General features: G+C 56.6%; 16 protein-coding genes and 3 tRNA genes. 10 read left to right on the forward strand and 9 right to left on the reverse strand.

Features of this window, described 5'->3' with window-relative positions:
* The first annotated feature begins 485 nt into the window (after nt 1-485).
* The 5 genes from HEP82_RS08255 to fucO all read left to right on the forward strand — a co-directional run bounded on the left by HEP82_RS08255 (nt 486) and on the right by fucO (nt 6219).
* Nucleotides 486-1307 carry an ABC transporter substrate-binding protein gene (locus tag HEP82_RS08255; RefSeq protein WP_192457648.1) on the forward strand — a complete coding sequence of 274 codons (822 nt, stop codon included), beginning with the start codon at nt 486-488 and terminating at the stop codon, nt 1305-1307.
* A 145-nt stretch (nt 1308-1452) separates the two neighbouring features.
* The gene (locus HEP82_RS08260) at nt 1453-2961 is read left to right on the forward strand and encodes an amino acid ABC transporter permease/ATP-binding protein (RefSeq protein ID WP_192457649.1); all 1509 of its coding nucleotides are present in this window, start codon (nt 1453-1455) and stop codon (nt 2959-2961) included.
* A 9-nt stretch (nt 2962-2970) separates the two neighbouring features.
* Nucleotides 2971-3681: a GntR family transcriptional regulator gene (locus HEP82_RS08265; protein ID WP_192457650.1), complete on the forward strand. Its 711-nt coding sequence runs from the start codon at nt 2971-2973 to the stop codon at nt 3679-3681.
* A gap of 2 nt (nt 3682-3683) precedes the next feature.
* The gene (locus HEP82_RS08270; protein ID WP_192457651.1) at nt 3684-4520 is read left to right on the forward strand and encodes an urea carboxylase-associated family protein; all 837 of its coding nucleotides are present in this window, start codon (nt 3684-3686) and stop codon (nt 4518-4520) included.
* A gap of 547 nt (nt 4521-5067) precedes the next feature.
* Nucleotides 5068-6219 (forward strand): lactaldehyde reductase, encoded by a 1152-nt coding sequence (gene fucO / locus HEP82_RS08275; RefSeq protein ID WP_192457652.1) that lies wholly within the window; start codon nt 5068-5070, stop codon nt 6217-6219.
* Nucleotides 6220-6536: 317 nt separating this feature from the next.
* Here the strand turns inward: fucO and alsS are convergent, their stop codons facing one another.
* Nucleotides 6537-8216 carry an acetolactate synthase AlsS gene (gene alsS, locus HEP82_RS08280; RefSeq protein WP_192457653.1) on the reverse strand — a complete coding sequence of 560 codons (1680 nt, stop codon included), beginning with the start codon at nt 8214-8216 and terminating at the stop codon, nt 6537-6539.
* 83 nt (nt 8217-8299) lie between these two features.
* Nucleotides 8300-9028, reverse strand: a complete 729-nt coding sequence (gene budA, locus HEP82_RS08285) for an acetolactate decarboxylase (protein WP_225622390.1) — start codon at nt 9026-9028, stop codon at nt 8300-8302.
* A gap of 171 nt (nt 9029-9199) precedes the next feature.
* Here budA and HEP82_RS08290 point away from each other — a divergent pair, with 171 nt between their 5' ends.
* Both HEP82_RS08290 and HEP82_RS08295 read left to right on the forward strand, forming a co-directional pair.
* Nucleotides 9200-10081: a LysR family transcriptional regulator gene (locus HEP82_RS08290; RefSeq protein ID WP_192457655.1), complete on the forward strand. Its 882-nt coding sequence runs from the start codon at nt 9200-9202 to the stop codon at nt 10079-10081.
* A gap of 148 nt (nt 10082-10229) precedes the next feature.
* Complete coding sequence (locus HEP82_RS08295) at nt 10230-10508, forward strand: DUF1435 domain-containing protein (RefSeq protein ID WP_192457656.1); 279 nt, start codon at nt 10230-10232, stop codon at nt 10506-10508.
* Nucleotides 10509-10602: 94 nt separating this feature from the next.
* Here HEP82_RS08295 and HEP82_RS08300 read toward each other — a convergent pair.
* The 4 genes from HEP82_RS08300 to HEP82_RS08315 all read right to left on the reverse strand — a co-directional run bounded on the left by HEP82_RS08300 (nt 10603) and on the right by HEP82_RS08315 (nt 11976).
* A tRNA-Leu gene (locus HEP82_RS08300) sits at nt 10603-10688 on the reverse strand.
* Between the two features lie 29 nt (nt 10689-10717).
* Nucleotides 10718-10803 (reverse strand) — tRNA-Leu (locus tag HEP82_RS08305).
* A 32-nt stretch (nt 10804-10835) separates the two neighbouring features.
* Nucleotides 10836-10921 (reverse strand) — tRNA-Leu (locus HEP82_RS08310).
* 134 nt (nt 10922-11055) lie between these two features.
* On the reverse strand, nt 11056-11976 hold the full coding sequence (locus HEP82_RS08315) for a LysR family transcriptional regulator (RefSeq protein WP_192457657.1): 921 nt from the start codon (nt 11974-11976) through the stop codon (nt 11056-11058).
* 112 nt (nt 11977-12088) lie between these two features.
* Between HEP82_RS08315 and HEP82_RS08320 the strand changes: the two genes are divergently transcribed.
* Entirely contained in the window at nt 12089-13081 is a 993-nt protein-coding gene (locus tag HEP82_RS08320) for an aldo/keto reductase (protein WP_192457658.1), read from the forward strand.
* A 37-nt stretch (nt 13082-13118) separates the two neighbouring features.
* Here the strand turns inward: HEP82_RS08320 and rsmC are convergent, their stop codons facing one another.
* The gene (gene rsmC, locus HEP82_RS08325; protein WP_192457659.1) at nt 13119-14153 is read right to left on the reverse strand and encodes a 16S rRNA (guanine(1207)-N(2))-methyltransferase RsmC; all 1035 of its coding nucleotides are present in this window, start codon (nt 14151-14153) and stop codon (nt 13119-13121) included.
* A 107-nt stretch (nt 14154-14260) separates the two neighbouring features.
* Here rsmC and HEP82_RS08330 point away from each other — a divergent pair, with 107 nt between their 5' ends.
* A complete protein-coding gene (locus HEP82_RS08330; protein ID WP_192457660.1) occupies nt 14261-14698 on the forward strand; it encodes a DNA polymerase III subunit psi in 438 nt (145 codons plus the stop codon).
* Nucleotides 14643-15086: a ribosomal protein S18-alanine N-acetyltransferase gene (gene rimI, locus HEP82_RS08335; protein ID WP_192457661.1), complete on the forward strand. Its 444-nt coding sequence runs from the start codon at nt 14643-14645 to the stop codon at nt 15084-15086. Before HEP82_RS08330 ends, rimI begins: the two co-directional genes overlap by 56 nt.
* A gap of 63 nt (nt 15087-15149) precedes the next feature.
* Here the strand turns inward: rimI and deoD are convergent, their stop codons facing one another.
* Entirely contained in the window at nt 15150-15875 is a 726-nt protein-coding gene (gene deoD, locus HEP82_RS08340) for a purine-nucleoside phosphorylase (RefSeq protein ID WP_192457662.1), read from the reverse strand.
* A 70-nt stretch (nt 15876-15945) separates the two neighbouring features.
* Nucleotides 15946-17169 (reverse strand): phosphopentomutase, encoded by a 1224-nt coding sequence (gene deoB / locus HEP82_RS08345; protein WP_192457663.1) that lies wholly within the window; start codon nt 17167-17169, stop codon nt 15946-15948.
* Nucleotides 17170-17180 lie beyond the last annotated feature (11 nt).

Here is a 17180-nt window from a genome sequence, read left to right on the forward strand (position 1 = left end):
CCACTCCCCTATCCATAAGTTTATTTATATAAACACCCAATAACACATAAAAATCCCCAATCGACACAAAAGAATATAAATCCCAAAAAATGGATAAATTTAAAAATAAAAACCAATTAATAATCAAAAAACAAAAATAAAAAACAAAAAATACGCAGATTACAGATAGGGATATTATATAAACCATTCACTTTGGATTAGATAAAATAATGCGAAAAAACAGCAAAATTAGATTATTTCAAGCAAGCGGACACATCGCTGCCAGCGATGGTCATGCCAAGACTCGCACCACCGCAGAGCACAAAAGCGGTGCGTTTCCCGCTCCCGTGCTCTGCGACCACCGGTGTCATCCATGCAGCTAGCGGTGTTAATCATTAGCCAACCATCGATAAATTCAGCGCTTTCGTTAAAAAAATAATAATTGGCACTAATAATGCTTATTCATTGTTGAACAATTTAAACCATACCGACACCAGGAGAACGCCATGAAAACCATACTGAAAGGCCTGATCTGTTCATTGCCCCTGCTATTGCTGCCGTTGACCGGGCAGGCCCGTACGCTGCAACCCGGCGTATTGACCATCGGATCGGATCTGACCTATCCACCGTACAACTACCTGAAAAATAACCAACCCGCCGGTTTCGACGCCGAGCTAATGACACTGATCGGCGCACCGCTGAAACTCAAACCCGAAGTGAAAGACACCCGCTTCGCCAGCCTGATTCTCGGCATCAAAGCCAGTAAATTCGATGTCGTCGCTTCCACGCTTTACGTTACGCCGGAGCGCGCTACACAGGTTTCATTCCTGCCGTATATGAAAACCGGCGGCGCCTTTCTGGTGCTGAGCCACAGCGCCTTTACACCGAAAACGCCGGAAGAGTTATGCGGCAAGCGCGTCAGCTCCATCAAGGGCGGCGCCTGGATCGCCCGCCTGAACAAAGTGTCCAGCGATTACTGTAAACCCCACGGACAGGGGCCCATCACCGTTCAGGAGTTCCCAACCTCGCCGGAGGCAACCCAGGCGCTGATGTCCGGCGCGGTGGACGTGCAATATGAAGACGCCGCAGTCGCCAAATCCAGCGTGGAGAAGACCGGCGGCAAGCTGAAAATATCCACCACCAGCATCGTTTATCCCGTCGTAGTGGGGCTGGCGGTCAGCAAAGACAACCCGGAACTGCTGGCCGACCTGAAAAAGGCGTTCGAACAAAAGATCAGCGACGGCAGTTATGAACAACTGCTGAAGAAATACAACGTACAGATGCCAGACGACCAGGAAGTGGAAAAAGCGCTGGCCGGCACGCTGTAACGGTGCTTTGTCAGCGTGACGCCGTTCCGTTAAGCCACCCCAAAGAAACGCGCAGTGCGCGGGGGGACCGTCAATACCCCGCCCTGCAAGCGCTTTGCTGATGGCGGCGCTTAACCGATCGGTATCCCCCGAAAGTGGAGATGTTATGAATTTTGACTGGCCTTATCTGCTCAAACTGTTCGCCTACGCCGATTTCTGGCAGGCAAGCTGGCTGGTGGTACAGCTCAGCGTACTGACCTGGTGCGCAGGGATTGTGCTCGGCCTGCTGGTGGCGCTGGGCAAACAATCGCGCTTGTCCGGCGTCCGACGGCTGGCGTCCGTGTATATCTGGCTGTTCCGCAGCTTACCGCTGCTGGTGCTGCTGATTTTCATCTTTAACCTGCCTCAGATATTTCCGCTGAGCGCAGGGCTGCTATCAGACCCGTTCAGCGCCGGGCTGATTGCGCTTATCGTCAGCGAAACGGCCTACATCGCGGAAATTCACCGTGGCGGCCTGCTATCAGTACAAAAAGGCCAGTTCGAAGCGGGGCGTGCACTGGGGTTGCGCGCGGCCCAGATACGCTTCTATATCGTTATTCCGCAAGCGTTGCGCATCTCGCTACCCACACTGGTGAATGAGTTTATTACCATCGTCAAACTGACCTCGCTAGTCTCGGTGATATCCCTGTCCGAAATTCTGATGGTCGGCCAACGGCTTTACACCGAAAACTTCAAGGTACTGGAAACGCTGCTGGCAGTGGCCTGCTATTACGTACTGATCGTTACCCTGTTCGAGCGGCTGATCGGGTGGCTGGAAAAACGCATGGACGTCCAGCAGCGTACGCCACAACCGTTTGATGCCGACGCCGAACGCCAGACTCTGCCGCCCATTACCGCCGACACCAAACACGCCGCCAGCCCTTCGGCCAAACCGATTCTGGAACTGCAGCACATCAGCAAAAGCTTCAACGGCAAACAGGTGCTGCACGATATCCGTCTAGCGGTCAAGCCGGGCGAAGTCGTCTCGATCATCGGGCCGTCAGGCTCGGGGAAAACCACATTGATCAGAACCGTCAACGGGCTGGAAACGCTGGACAGCGGCGTCGTCCGTCTGCTCGGACACGATTTTATTCAGGCCGGGCAGAAAGAGAACGCGCTGGAATACCGCTCGCTGATCACCCGACTGGGCATGGTATTTCAGGGCTTCAACCTGTTTCCGCATAAAACCGTGCTGGAGAATCTCATGCTGGCGCCGCGTCTGCATAATCTGGATACCCCGGCGGACATCCGCCAGCGCAGCATCGCCATGCTAGATAAGGTCGGTATGCTGGAGCACGCGACCCAATATCCACACCAACTCTCCGGCGGCCAGCAGCAGCGGGTGGCCATCGCACGCACGCTGGTGATGAAACCCAGTGTGATACTGTTTGACGAACCCACGTCGGCGCTCGACCCCGAGCGGGTGTCCGAGGTACTTAACGTTATTGAGAAACTGGCGCACGAAGGCATCACCATGCTGATCGTCACGCACGAAATGCGCTTTGCGTTTTCGGTTTCCGACCGGGTGGTATTTATGGAAAACGGTCGCGTGGCGATCGACGCCCCACCCGCGGAGATCCGCCGCCTAAACGACGCCCGTATCAATCAATTTCTCAGCGATATCAATCTTGATTAAGGCCACTGCATGAAACAGCTATCTGGCGAGAACACGCTATTGATTATCGACACGCCGGACGATCTGGACGGCGCGCTGCCCGCTTTTGAACGTGTATCCATTCTACTACGCGAAAACATCATCAACGGCAACCTGCGCGCCGGGCAGCCGCTGCCGGAGATCGAACTGGCGGCACTGTGCCAAACATCGAGAAACACACTGCGGGAAGCACTGCGTTTTCTGCATGGCGAAGGGTTAGTGAATTATCACCAGAACCGCGGCGTCTTTGTCCGCCAGCTGGATAAACGCGATATCCGGGATATCTACAAGGCCCGCCGCCATCTGGAAATTCTGGCGATGACCGCCGCTACGATCAGCGATTTTCATCTGCATCGGATGCAAAACCACATCGTACTTGCCGAACAGGCGGCGCGCGAGGAAGCGTGGCGCACCGTCGGCACCCAGAGCCTGCGCTTCCATCAGGCCATCGTTCACATGCTGGGCTGTCGCCGCTTTAACGATTTTTTCAGCGTATTGCTGGCTCAACTGCGTTTGCTGTTTGCCAGCGGCGCCGGGGAGCGCGACTTCCAACAACCCTGGATAGCCCGCGATCGCGATCTGTGGGAACTGCTCGCCGAACAGCGTCAAGAGCAGGCCTGCGCCGCACTGCGCGACTACCTTGAACACTCTGAGCAGCAGCTCATACAAACCTTTAATCACACCTCTTTTGAAACGGAGTAACCATGTCTTCCTATCCCGCCGCGTATCAAAGCACCAAGGGCTCGGCACTGGATGTCGACCGCAATTTCTATCAGGCGATTGCCCAAGGTCAGCGTGAACATATCGCCTCGCACCGGGTTCCCATTCGTACCGGATTCGCCTGGGAAGTGCCAGCCGGACACGTTTTCCGCATCACCACCCCGGAAGGCCCACAGGTCGGCGATCTGAACATCTGGAATCGCCACGACCCGCGTGAACGCATGTGGGTCGCCAGAACGCGCCAGTTGCAGCGCGCCCACCTTTCCACTTTCGATCGCATCTGGTCGACACTGCCGTTCCTGCGCCCTATCGCCACCATCACCGCCGACTCGCTGGCGGATTACGGCATCGACAGTGACGGCGGACGGGTACACGACCTGCTGGGCACCCGTTGCGATCCCTATGTCAACCATCTGCTGACCGGCGAAGACTTCGATTTTCATTGCCATTCCAATCTGACCCGCGCGGTGCAACCCTACGGCCTGACCGAATTCGACGTGCACGATGTCATGAACGTATTTCAATGCACCGGGCTGAATGACGACGACCAATACTTCATGAAAGCCTGCCCGGCACGCATAGGCGACTATCTGGAATTCTTCGCAGAAATCGACCTGCTGTGCGCCATTTCCACCTGCCCAGGCGGCGATCTGTCGCTGCCGATGTGGGGCGACGAAGCGCAGGATACCCTGTCGGTATGCCGCCCACTGGGTATCGAGATTTACCAACCGGATACCACACTGCTGCGGGGTTGGTCGCAACCGGTATCTCCGCGCTATCGCGGCAACCACGGCCTGCAGTTGAAAGCGGTCAGCTGGTAATTTGCCTTCGTTTTCCGCTGCCCGACCGGGCGGCGGCCTCTTGCTTCACCCCGCCTTCTTCTCATTGCCACCCGATTGCCGACCGTGGCACTTGCCGGAAGGCGATATACGCCCGCACGGCCCACACTCATGACAACACCTTTATTGGATTCGTCCCGGCGCAGATATCTGCAATTGGCGTCAGGTTCCGTCGTCTAACCGATTGCCTGCATGTCCAGCAGGCTGAACGCATTGGTATACCGCGATCACAATGCTGGGGATTGACGAGCCCAGGGTTTGATTTGCATCAACACTGAACAAGGTTGCTGATTTAGCCGCACGGGGACAGGACTAGGCTGTCCATAACGACGAGCCGGATAAGCCCGCATCACCAGCCGCTGATGACGCCATCAGAAAAATACACCGATCCCCGCGCCAGTGAACGAATACGTGCCCCGATCACCGCGAAATGGCCTCACTCTGCGCGGTTGCGCATATGCCGTTTGGCGAGAAACAGAATTTTTTGAATCAAAGAAATTAAAAAATCAAAATGTTAAGGAGATAGACCATGACACAGAGAATGATACTGAACGAAACCGCCTACTTTGGCAGCGGTGCCATTGCCCATCTGACGGAAGAGATCCGGCGCAGAGGCTTCAAAAAAGCGTTGGTGGTCACGGATAAGGCGTTGATCGAACATGGCGTTGCCGCCAACGTCACCCGTTTGCTGGATGGTGCGGCGCTACCGTATGAAATCTATGACGAAGTGATCCCCAACCCCACCATCCGCGTGGTGCAAAACGGCGTCGCCCATTTCAAACACGCGGATGCCGACTGCCTGATCGCTATCGGCGGCGGCTCGCCGCAAGATACCTGCAAAGCCATCGGCATTATCATCAATAATCCTGAGTTCGCCGATGTGCGCAGCCTGGAAGGCGTGGCCGCCACCCGGCGCGCCAGCGTACCGATTTTCGCCATCCCCACCACATCCGGCACCGCCGCGGAAGTGACCATCAACTATGTCATCACCGATGAGGAAAAACGCCGCAAATTCGTCTGCGTCGACCCGCACGACATCCCGATCGTCGCCTTTATCGATGCCGACATGATGAGCAGCATGCCGGCGTCGCTGAAAGCCGCCACCGGCATCGACGCGCTGACCCACGCCATTGAGGGCTTCACCACCAAAGGTGCATGGGAGCTGACCGACATGCTGCACCTGAAGGCCATCGAAATCATCAGCCGCTCACTGCGCGACTCGGTAGCAGGGAAAGCACAAGGCGTGGAAGACATGGCGCTCGGCCAATATATCGCCGGGATGGGGTTCTCGAATGTCGGTCTGGGATTGGTACACGGCATGGCGCACCCACTGGGCGCCTTCTACAACACGCCGCATGGCGTGGCCAACGCCATTTTGCTGCCGCACATCATGTCCTGGAACGCCGACTACACCGGTGAAAAATACCGCGCCATCGCCGTCGCCATGGGGGTGAAAGGTGTGGAAAGCATGACGCTGGCGCAGGCCAGAACTGCGGCAATTCAGGCGGTCAGTCAGCTTTCCCAGGATGTGGATATCCCGGCGCGGCTGCGGCAGGTCGGCGTGAAAGAAGAGGATATTCCGGCGCTGGCGCAAGCCGCGTTTGATGATGTCTGCACCGGCGGCAACCCGCGTGCCGCCAGTGTGAAAGAGATTGAAGCGTTGTATCACGCCATTTTCTGATCACCGCGAAAAATGCCGCACGCGCCGGGCAGAGAGGCATGAGAAAAAATACGCGCCCTGCAAAAGGCATCGCCTACGACCGGCGGCAGACGGGCTCGGTACGGTAATCCGAACACCCGATGAGCAAGGCGTCCCCCTGGAGCCTTCTCACCGGGCGTTCCCGAACCGAGCGATCTCTCCGGCGATCCAGCCTGTGCTTACCGGCAGGGCTGGGTGCCGTCCCGCAGGTCTCAGGACGCGGGGAGCAAGCGGAATCATGACGACATTCACCGCCGCACACCGGATGCTCAAGGCTGCAAAGATGCAGCAGGTAGGGTTCAGATCAACTGGCTGATATTGACGTTTTCCATCAGATAATGGTTGTCGGAGTAGTCCACCGGAATCGCAATCACCGCTGGGCCGTCCACCGCCATCGCCTGCCAAAGTTTGGGAACCAGTTCGTCGGCAGACTCCACGGCAAACCCTTTGGCGCCAAATGCTTGCGCATAGGTTTTGAAATCAATCGGCCCGAATTTTACGCCGGAAAGGCGCCGGTATTTTTTTTCCTCCTGGATCGCCACCATGTTGTAGGCGTCATCCACCCAGACGATATGCAGCAGATTGCAGTTAAGCCGTACAGCGGTTTCCAGCTCCATGCTGGACTGCATAAAACCGCCGTCTCCCGACACCGAGACCACTTTTTGCCCCGGATTCGCCAGCGAGGCCGCAATCGCCCACGGCAGTGCGACGCCCATCGTCTGCTGCCCGTTAGTCATCAACACCTGACGAGCCCGGAAGCTGTAGAGATAGCGCGCCAGCCAGATATGAAAACTGCCCATATCCACGCACAGGGTGACATCCTGATTCACCAGATCCTGCATCGCCCGCACCAGCCGCAGCGGGTGGATGGCGAAACCGTTCATATTGATGGCTCGAATCGCCAACTGGTGACGCAGTTGGCGGCGTTCCTCCAGGATGGCCGTCGCGGTCTCTGACAGCCGGATCGGCGAGTGCAACTGGTCGTTCAACATATCGATGGTAATGCTGATATCTCCCACCAACTCCACATCCGGCCGGTACGCGCTTTCTACTTCCGCAGGCAGAACATCGATGTGCACCAGCGTGGCGCGGCCGCTATTCCACAGTGCCGGTGCGTACTCCACCGGGCTGTAGCCGACCGTGATAATCAAATCAGCCTGTTGTAACAGTTTGTCGCCGGCCTGATTGTTGAACAGCCCGATGCGTCCCGCAAAATGATCGAAATGTTGTTGATCAATGACGCCGGCCGCCTGATAGGTGCTCGTCACCGGCAGTTGGCTGTGATGCAGCAAACGGCGTAGCGCTGCGGCGTTTTGGGTTTGGCTGGCCATCAGCCCAAGTAACAGTATGGGGTTTTTTGCCTGTTGAATCAGTCTACCGACACGGCAAACATCCGCAGTCGGCGCACTGCTAAGCGTCGGCAGCACGCTATTGGCCAGAACCGGGCTCGTCACCGGTTCATTGATCACATCCTCCGGCAAACTAATAAACGATGCCCCTGGACGCCCGATCTCGGCGGCGCGAAACGCATTGGCCATCACCTCGGAAAGTGCGGACGGCACCGTCACCTCAGCGCTGTACTTCGTAACCGGCTGGAACAGGCTGACAGTATCCAGGCTCTGGTGTGTCAGCTTTAGTCGATCGGCCCGTTTCACCGCCCCACCAATAGCCACCACCGGGTCGCCTTCTGACGTTGCTGTCGCCAGCCCTGTCACCAGATTGGAACAGCCAGGGCCGGAAGTCACCACGGTGACGCCCGCCTTACCGGTTAACCGTCCCAGCGCCGCCGCCATAAAAGCGCCGTTGGCTTCGTGCCGTACCGGAATGGTCTGCACGGAAGAGTCCTCCAGCGCATCAAACACACGATCTATTTTCGCACCAGGAATGCCAAAGACATATTTCACGCCCTGTTGCTCAAGGTGCTTCACCACCAGCTCAGCACCGCTGGACCAGTGCTGTTCACCATCCCTATTTTTCATAACTCCATCCTCTGCACACAATGTGCCTGCTTTCAGCGTCTGATCGACGCATCAGACCGTTTTACCGGGGCTCATGCCCGGTGCTAGCTTTCCACGGAGTGAATGACGCTATCGAGATTGTTAGGGGAAAGATTGGCTTGCAGAAAATCCTGATCCTGAGGAAGGTCGATAACCAGTTTGGCAATCGTGCCAAAGGCTAACACCCCCTCCTCCAGGTGATAATCCAGAATATGTCCACCGCCCTGGCGGTCATCAGTAATGAAATGTTCGTGATAACCGGCAACATTGATTCCCTGAACATAAGCCGGGCTACGGAAACCAATCACCGTGCCCTGACGCTGTTCAAAATGAAACGTAGGTTGATTGGCGACCGCTTCCAGCATCGGTTTATACGGGCGTTCCTGGCGCGGTACCGTGCGGGTTTCAACATGACTAAAACGGCCATCTATCCGCATGGCGCAAAAAAGATTATCAGTGGCGATGAGCGTATCGATATGTCGATGCAGCCTATCCCGGCTAACGGCCTCGTCAAAACGCAGGGTTTCTGTCGGATGGAAAAAGGTCATGACAGCAAAGGGGGTTTTTTGCCATGCCCGCGCCGCCCGGGCGCTGCCATCTTCACGCAGTTGAAAGATACCGCTGTTCAGCGCCACCAGTTCACCATCCAGACTGTTAAATGTTCCTAATCCGAAATCACCATGTTTCAACAACTCCGTCATGGTGCAAGTTCCTTCATAAACACCGTTTATCAGGCTGCTCATTAATGCGGTTTGATAAATAACCCTTTCAGGGTGGTGCTCCTGGTGATGCATAACAAAACAGGCCAGATCGTCGAAACAAGGGTCAATGCTATTGATATCGTTCATATCCATTCCCTTTTGATAACTCTCAACTTAAATTTAATTAATGTATTAATTGAATATTGGCCTCTCAACCTTCAAAGTTCCAATACCGAAAGGTGGTCATTTGGAGATCTAAAACATATGGAGTTACGTTACTTGCGTTACTTCGTCGCGGTGGCTTCGGCCCGACATTTCACTCGTGCAGCGGAGAATCTTGGTATCTCTCAGCCGCCGCTAAGCCAGCAGATACAAAAGCTTGAGAGAGAGATAGGTACGCCATTGTTCAAACGCATGGCGCGCGGCGTGGAAATGACGGAAGCGGGTGCGGCCTTTTATCAGGACGCCTGCCATATTTTGGCGTTAACTGATTCCGCTATCGAGCGAGTGCATAGCATTGCCCGGGGTGAGGCTGGTGCGATCAATATTGGTTTCTCTTGTGCCGTCACCTTTCACTCTATGGTGCTGTCGCTGCTACAGCGCTATCGCCAACACTTCCCCAATGTGCGGCTCAACCCGCGAGAAGAACATATCCAGGACATCCTGGACAACCTGCGCAACCGTACCATCGACATTGCTTTCATTCGTTTACCTTGCGAGCTAAACGATGAGTTTGATGGGGAAATTTTAACCAATGAAGCCTTCCAGCTCGTCTTGCCGACCGGCCATCCATTAAGCACGCAAACGTGCATCGCTCTAGACCAATTAAAGCAGGAACCGCTCATCATCTTTCCACGAGAGCTTTGCCCCGGTCTGTATGACCTGATCGTCAGAACCTGCTATCTGTCCGGGTATCAGCCGAAGATTAATCCGCTGGCGCCTCACCTTACCGCCACCATCAATATGGTGGCCACCGGCTTCGGAGTGACGTTTGTTCCGCAGTCAATGTCTTGTATCCAGAACAGCAGCGTCAGTTATCACGACACCACAACGCCGCATCTCACCACACAAATTGCCGTGATCTGGCGTCGCCATGATCGTTCCATCACGCTCATGCATATGATCCAGCTATTACACCAGCAATAATCCCTCACGGCCGGACAGGACAACCAGACCGAGTTCTGCGCTAATCCTGAATCCACGCCACTGAAACGGGTTCATTGCCACGACACGTTGCCAGCCATGCAAATTTCTATATGATATTGGTTATCATTATCACACCAAGGTATCCACGATGCTGACGACCATGATTGCCGCCTGCGGGCTATGGGGAATTAGCTGGCTTTGCGGCAAACGGCTTTCCAGCGCCTGGGGCGTACTGCTGCCATCGTCGCTCGTCCCGCTGCTGGCGATGTCGGAACTGAATCTGACCTCGTTGAAGTACATCTGCGCCATCGCCATGCTGGCGACGCTCGGCATGTTATTCCACCATCGGATGCGGCATTACCTACTGTTGCCGTCATGCATCGCGCTGGCCGGCGGACTGGCGGCGTTATCGATGACGATACGGTGACGAACCACGCCATTACTGCGATAGGTGATTTTTTGTGAGAGAAACTGCGAAGTGTGTATTGCTGTGTGAGTACGAAAAGAAAAAATAAGGAGAGTGGTGCGAAGAGAGGGACTTGAACCCTCACGTCCGAAGGACACTAACACCTGAAGCTAGCGCGTCTACCAATTCCGCCACCTTCGCACATGTTGACTGCTTGATTTGTATCTCAGTGGTGCGAAGAGAGGGACTTGAACCCTCACGTCCTGAGGACACTAACACCTGAAGCTAGCGCGTCTACCAATTCCGCCACCTTCGCAGGTACTGTGAGACAAATCATTGTGGTTAGGATGGTGCGAAGAGAGGGACTTGAACCCTCACGTCCTGAGGACACTAACACCTGAAGCTAGCGCGTCTACCAATTCCGCCACCTTCGCATACCCAGCGACATTAGGTTACATAATGTCACCACGGAGGCGCATTCTAGAGGTTTTAACGCCAAGGTCAATCATTATTTCCGCCCCTTGTATAGGTTTGCTGTAAAAATCAGCACTCCCTTCGGCAACCGCCGTCAATGCGCCTTTTCAGACTGATTTTCCAGTAATTTCCCGAAACATTCCTGTAGCCATTCAATCACTACCCGAACCCGAGGAGCCAGAAAACGACCGGGGGGATACATCACGTACAACGGCATATCCGGCGGCGGCATCTGCGGCAGGAGCGTCACCAACTCGCCGCTATCCAAATACGGCCGCAGACCATAGCATGGCGCTTGCATAATCCCCATGCCGGCCAGACAGGCCGCCACATAGGCATCAGCGCCATTGACATCAATCCATGTCGGCAGCATGTAAGGCAAACGCTGCCCCTGCCGCATAAACTCCAGCGGATATCCCTGCGCCATACGTGGCGAAAAATACCCGACCATACGATGAGACGACAGCGACTCCAGCGAGTCCGGCTCGCCGTAACGGGCGCAATACTCTGCGGATGCGCAGGTTATCTGCGGCAACGACGCAAGCTGGCGCGCCGCCAGCGAATCATCATCCATGATCCAGGCGCGTAATACGCAGTCTACGCCTTCTCGCATGACGTTAATCGGCGTGTCGTTAGCGCTCAGCGCCAGTGAGATATCGGGATAACGCTGATAGAAGGTCGGCAATTGAGGGATCACCACCAGACGCGCCAGCGAATGCGGCATATCAATACGCACACGGCCGCTCGGCCGCTGTCGCTGGTGCGAAAACAGCGCGTCGGTCTCTTCGATTTCCGCCAGCAATTGTACGCAACGCTGATAATAAAGCCGCCCTTCATCAGTCATGCGTACCTGGCGCGTAGTACGCAACAGCAACCGTGCACCGAGTCGAACCTCCAACCGCTTCAATACCTGGCTGACCGTCGCTCTGGGCAACCCCATATTTTCCGCCGCCCGGCTGAAACTCTCCGTTTCCACAATACGCACGAAAACCCGCATCGCCTGAACCAGATCCATATACGCCCCGATTGTTTGGTTTTTACAAACAGTGTTGCACCAAATGCGTAATTTATCTTTCTCTTTACAACAATCACACTGAACACCCTGTTCAATACGTGGAGACGACAACATGCAACAGCGTAATTTGGGTTCTCATGGGCCGACGGTATCCGCATTGGGTCTTGGCTGCATGGGCATGAGCGATTTCTATTCCACCGGTCAGGATGAAAAAGAGGCGGTCGCCACACTACACCGCGCATTGGAACTGGGCGTCACGCTGCTGGATACCGCAGATATGTACGGCCCTCACACCAATGAAGAACTGGTAGGAAAAGCGATTAAAGGCAAGCGGGAGCAGGTATTTCTGGCCACCAAGTTCGGCATTCTGCGCGATCCGGCCAACCCGAACGCCCGTGGTGTCTGTGGTCGTCCGGAGTATGTTCGTCAGGCGGTAGAAGGCAGCCTGAAACGACTGGGGGTAGAGGTTATTGATCTCTATTACCAACATCGTGTGGATCCGAACGTACCGATTGAAGAGACCGTCGGCGCCATGGCCGAGCTGGTCACTGCAGGGAAAGTTCGCTATCTCGGGCTGAGCGAAGCCTCAGCAGCCACACTGGAACGCGCGCATCGCGTGCATCCCATAACTGCGCTGCAGAGCGAATACTCGCTGTGGACACGCGACGTTGAGGCAGAGATCCTGCCCGTCTGCCGCCGACTGGGGATTGGTTTCGTACCTTACAGCCCACTGGGGCGCGGCTTTCTCACCGGCGCACTCACCCGAACAGAAGATCTGGCGGAGAACGACTTCCGGCGCAGCAATCCGCGCTTTAGCGGCGATAATTTCGCCCGCAACCTGCAACTGGTCGAGCACATCAAACGCCTGGCGGAAGAGAAAGGTGTCACGCCGGCCCAACTGGCATTAGCCTGGGTGCTGGCGCAGGATGAACACATCGTACCGATTCCCGGCACCAAGCGGCGGCGCTATCTGGAGCAGAACGTAGACGCGCTGAATGTCACGCTGACTGCGCAGGAGCTGCATGAACTGGCAACCGCCTTCCCGCCCCAGGCTGCCGCCGGCGACCGCTACGGTGCGGAAAGTATGGGTTCCGTCAATCGATAAACCCGCGTGCCGTCCTGATGTTGCGGCACGCGCGGCATCAGGCCTTGCCCACTTTACCGCGCCGCAGCACCGCGCGGTATACGCGGAAACGGCCATTATGGGCGATGACGTCATGACTGCCGAAGGTCTCATCCAGCAGCGCTGGGTAAGGCAGGAATGCATTGGCGACAATCCGCAGCTCGCCATCCTGATTCAGGTGGGATGCCGCGCCGCGAATCAACATTTCCGCTGCATGCAGGCTGGTCTGCATCCCGTCATGAAACGGCGGGTTGGAGATAATCAGGTCGAAGCGGCCGACGATATCCGAATAAACGTTGCTGGCCAGCACCTGTCCTTCCAACTGATTGCTCGCCAGCGTAGCCTTGCTGGCTTCCAGCGCGGCGGCGCTGACATCACTCAACGTCAGGCGGATTTTGGGTGAACGTTGGGCGAATACCGACGCCAACACCCCGGCGCCGCAGGCGATATCCAGCACTTTGCCCTTGCGGTGCGCCTCCAACGTGGACAGCAGCAACTGGCTGCCCGCATCCAGCCCGTCGCGGCTAAATACCCCCGGTAGCGTGCGAACCGACACTCCATCCACCTCGTAATCCTGCCACCACTCAGCCGGCGAAAACGTCGGTTGCTGCTCTAGACGGCCAAAATACAGGCCGCAGCGGCGCGCGCTGTCGATTTTGTTCAAACTGGCGATGCCGTCCAACATGCCTTCCGCGCTACGAACGCCGCTACGGTTTTCCCCGACGACGAAGATGTCGCCCCCTACCGGCAGCAGCGACAACAGGTTATACAGCTGAAACTGAGCTTCCTGTTTGCTCTTCGGCCAGTAGTAAATCAGGGTATCGCAATCCGCCGTCATCCCGGCGTCGGCCAGCAGGGAAAAGTGGGCCTTGTCCCCCAGCACCGGGCGCAACTGCTGCCAATGATGATACTGAGAGGTGTGCGCGCAAACCGATGCCGCCTCGAACTGGGCAGGCAACGTGTCCTGCAAATCGCCGGCAAACAGCACGCGGCGGGCAATAAATTCATCACTATGGCGCAGGATCACTTCGCTGGCGGGGGTATAGGCGGACATCACATTCAGGCTCCTCGATAAACAGAGCGGCGATTATAGAGGTTTGTTGGCGCATGTTCAGCGAGTTTGTTAGCATAGCGCCGCACAATCGCGCACCGGGGTAAGGCATGGCATCACGACGGGACTGGCTGCTACAGCAATTGGGGATTACGCAGTGGGTATTGCGTCGTCCGGCCGCGTTGCGGGGCGAAATCGCCGTCAACCTGCCGCCGGCGGTGCGCTTGCTGATCGTCGCCGACCCGCTGCCGGCCAATGATGACCCGCTGCTGCTGGACGTACTGCGCAGTCTGGCCCTCGCGCCGGAACAATCCTACAGCCTGACACCGCAGCAGGCGGCGATGCTGCCCGAACCTATTCACTGCCACTTCTGGTGGCAGGGCGTGGCCCCCAGCCGTGACCCCGACGGCGTGCAGTTGACCAGCCCGGCGCTCGCCGAGCTTTCCTATAACGCCGGTGCGAAACGCGCCCTGTGGCAACAGATTTATCACCATGAACACAATTTCCACTCTGACCGACGCCGATCTGACGGCAGCCTACCGGATTGAATGCCTGAGCCACGCTTTCCCGTGGACGGAAAAAACCTTTCTCGGCAATCAGGGCGAGCGTTACCTCAACCTGAAGCTGAGCCATGAACAGCAACTGGTAGCCTATGCCATCACCCAGGTGGTGCTGGATGAAGCCACGTTGTTCAACATCGCCGTTCACCCAGCGCATCAACGCCAGGGTTACGGCCTGCAGTTGCTGGAGCACCTGATTGGCGAGCTGGAAGAAAAGGGGATCGTCACCCTCTGGCTGGAAGTGCGGGCCTCCAACCAGGGCGCCATCGCGCTCTACCAGCATCTCGGATTTAACGAAGTTTCGGTGCGGCGGGACTACTACCCCTCCGCCGACGGGCGCGAGGATGCGATCATTATGGCGCTGCCGCTGGGGTAATGAGGCAGGGGCACCGAGACTGGAAATAACAACGCTGCCAGACAGCAGCGTTGTTTCATCGCATCAAGCCTCGGCTTTATCACCCAACAGCACCGATTCGAGCGCGATTTCGATCATCTCGTTAAAGGTGGTCTGGCGCTCGGCCGCAGTGGTCTGTTCGTGGGTGCGGATATGGTCGGACACGGTGCAGATAGCCAGCGCTTTCGCGCCAAATTCCGCCGCTACGCCGTAGATACCGGCCGCTTCCATTTCCACGCCCAGAATGCCGTATTTTTCCATCACGTCGAACATCTGCGGATCCGGCGTGTAGAACAGATCGGCGGAGAACAGGTTGCCGACGCGAGCGTCAATGCCGCGTGCTTTGGCGGCATCCACCGCATGGCGCAGCAGGTCGAAGTCAGCAATCGCCGAGAAATCGTGATCTTTAAAGCGCATCCGGTTCACTTTGGAATCGGTGCAGGCCCCCATGCCGATCACCACGTCGCGCAGCTTCACGTCGGCACGCACCGCGCCGCAGGAACCGACACGGATGATTTTCTTCACGCCGTATTCGGTGATCAGCTCTTTGGTGTAAATCGAGCAGGACGGAATGCCCATGCCGTGGCCCATCACGGAAATACGGCGGCCCTTGTAGGTGCCGGTGAAGCCCAACATGCCGCGCACGTTGTTCACTTCCACCGCATTTTCCAGAAAGGTTTCGGCGATGTATTTGGCGCGCAGCGGGTCGCCCGGCATCAGCACTACGTCCGCGAAGTCACCCATTTCTGCATTGATATGTGGCGTAGCCATCGTTTTTCTTCCTTCTTGATATGGCGTCAAATCGCCATTGAATTAAATAATCGCGTTGCTAACCGGGGCATCACAGCATCGGTTGCCCGTATTCCATCGGCGACAGGCCGAAATAACCCGCTACCGTCTGGCCGATGTCGGCAAACGTGGTACGGTGCCCGCGCGACCCCGGCGTTACTGTCGGCCCATAGATCAGTACCGGCACATGTTCGCGGGTGTGATCGGTACCCGGCCAGCTCGGGTCGCAGCCGTGATCGGCGGTCAGGATCAGAATATCGTCGCCGGTCACGCGAGCGAGCATTTCCGGCAAACGGCGATCGAACAGTTCCAGCGCAGCGGCATACCCGGCGATATCGCGACGATGACCATATGACGAATCGAAATCCACAAAGTTGGTGAACACGATGGTGTCATCGCCCGCTTGCGCCATCTCTTTCAGCGTGGCGTCAAACAGCGCGTCGATGCCGGTGGCCTTTACCTTTTTGGTAATGCCGACGTTGGCGTAGATATCCGCGATTTTCCCCACCGACACCACGGTGCCGTTTTTCTCGTCCACCAGCTTTTTCAGCATGGTCGGTGCCGGCGGCTCGACGGCCAGATCATGGCGGTTGCCGGTACGCTGGAACTGCCCGACGCGATCGCCGATAAACGGACGGGCAATCACCCGGCCGATATTGTAGCCGCCCGTAGTGAGCTCTTCGCGTGCGATTTCACACAGTTGGTACAGTTTCTCCAGCCCGAAGGTCTCCTCGTGGCAGGCGATCTGAAAGACGGAATCGGCAGAAGTGTAGAAAATCGGCTTGCCGGTTCTCATATGCTCCTCGCCGAGCTGGTCAAGGATCACCGTACCGGAAGAATGGCAGTTACCGAGATACCCCGGCAGCCCGGCCCGTTCAACCAGCCGGTCCAGCAATACCTGCGGGAAGCTGTTGTCGTGATCAAGAAAATAGCCCCAATCGAACAACACCGGCACGCCCGCGATTTCCCAGTGGCCCGACGGCGTATCCTTGCCGGAAGAAATTTCACTGGCGTAAGCATAGGCGCCGACGATCTCCGCCTGCGCATCCAGCCCCGCGGGAAAATGGCCGGTGGACTCCGCCGCCGCCTTGCCCAACCCCAGTCGGGACAGGTTCGGCAGGTGCAGCGCACCCTGACGTCCAACGTTAGCCTTCCCTTCCGCACAGGCTTGTGCGATATGGCCCAGCGTATCGGAACCCGCGTCGCCAAACCGTTCGGCATCTGCGGCTGCGCCAATACCGAACGAATCAAGAACCATAATAAATGCACGTTTCATATCGTTATCTC

This window comes from Musicola keenii (assembly GCF_014855505.1).
GTDB classification, from domain to species: Bacteria; Pseudomonadota; Gammaproteobacteria; order Enterobacterales; family Enterobacteriaceae; genus Musicola; species Musicola paradisiaca.

Bases quoted from the DNA above. Each gene is read 5' to 3' on its own strand.
- HEP82_RS08255 (WP_192457648.1), top strand. From the start codon at position 486: ATGAAAACCATACTGAAAGGCCTGATCTGTTCATTGCCCCTGCTATTG.
- HEP82_RS08260 (WP_192457649.1), top strand. From the start codon at position 1,453: ATGAATTTTGACTGGCCTTATCTGCTCAAACTGTTCGCCTACGCCGAT.
- HEP82_RS08265 (WP_192457650.1), top strand. From the start codon at position 2,971: ATGAAACAGCTATCTGGCGAGAACACGCTATTGATTATCGACACGCCG.
- HEP82_RS08270 (WP_192457651.1), top strand. From the start codon at position 3,684: ATGTCTTCCTATCCCGCCGCGTATCAAAGCACCAAGGGCTCGGCACTG.
- fucO (WP_192457652.1), top strand. From the start codon at position 5,068: ATGACACAGAGAATGATACTGAACGAAACCGCCTACTTTGGCAGCGGT.
- alsS (WP_192457653.1), bottom strand. From the start codon at position 8,216: ATGAAAAATAGGGATGGTGAACAGCACTGGTCCAGCGGTGCTGAGCTG.
- budA (WP_225622390.1), bottom strand. From the start codon at position 9,028: ATGCATCACCAGGAGCACCACCCTGAAAGGGTTATTTATCAAACCGCA.
- HEP82_RS08290 (WP_192457655.1), top strand. From the start codon at position 9,200: ATGGAGTTACGTTACTTGCGTTACTTCGTCGCGGTGGCTTCGGCCCGA.
- HEP82_RS08295 (WP_192457656.1), top strand. From the start codon at position 10,230: ATGCTGACGACCATGATTGCCGCCTGCGGGCTATGGGGAATTAGCTGG.
- HEP82_RS08315 (WP_192457657.1), bottom strand. From the start codon at position 11,976: ATGGATCTGGTTCAGGCGATGCGGGTTTTCGTGCGTATTGTGGAAACG.
- HEP82_RS08320 (WP_192457658.1), top strand. From the start codon at position 12,089: ATGCAACAGCGTAATTTGGGTTCTCATGGGCCGACGGTATCCGCATTG.
- rsmC (WP_192457659.1), bottom strand. From the start codon at position 14,153: ATGTCCGCCTATACCCCCGCCAGCGAAGTGATCCTGCGCCATAGTGAT.
- HEP82_RS08330 (WP_192457660.1), top strand. From the start codon at position 14,261: ATGGCATCACGACGGGACTGGCTGCTACAGCAATTGGGGATTACGCAG.
- rimI (WP_192457661.1), top strand. From the start codon at position 14,643: ATGAACACAATTTCCACTCTGACCGACGCCGATCTGACGGCAGCCTAC.
- deoD (WP_192457662.1), bottom strand. From the start codon at position 15,875: ATGGCTACGCCACATATCAATGCAGAAATGGGTGACTTCGCGGACGTA.
- deoB (WP_192457663.1), bottom strand. From the start codon at position 17,169: ATGAAACGTGCATTTATTATGGTTCTTGATTCGTTCGGTATTGGCGCA.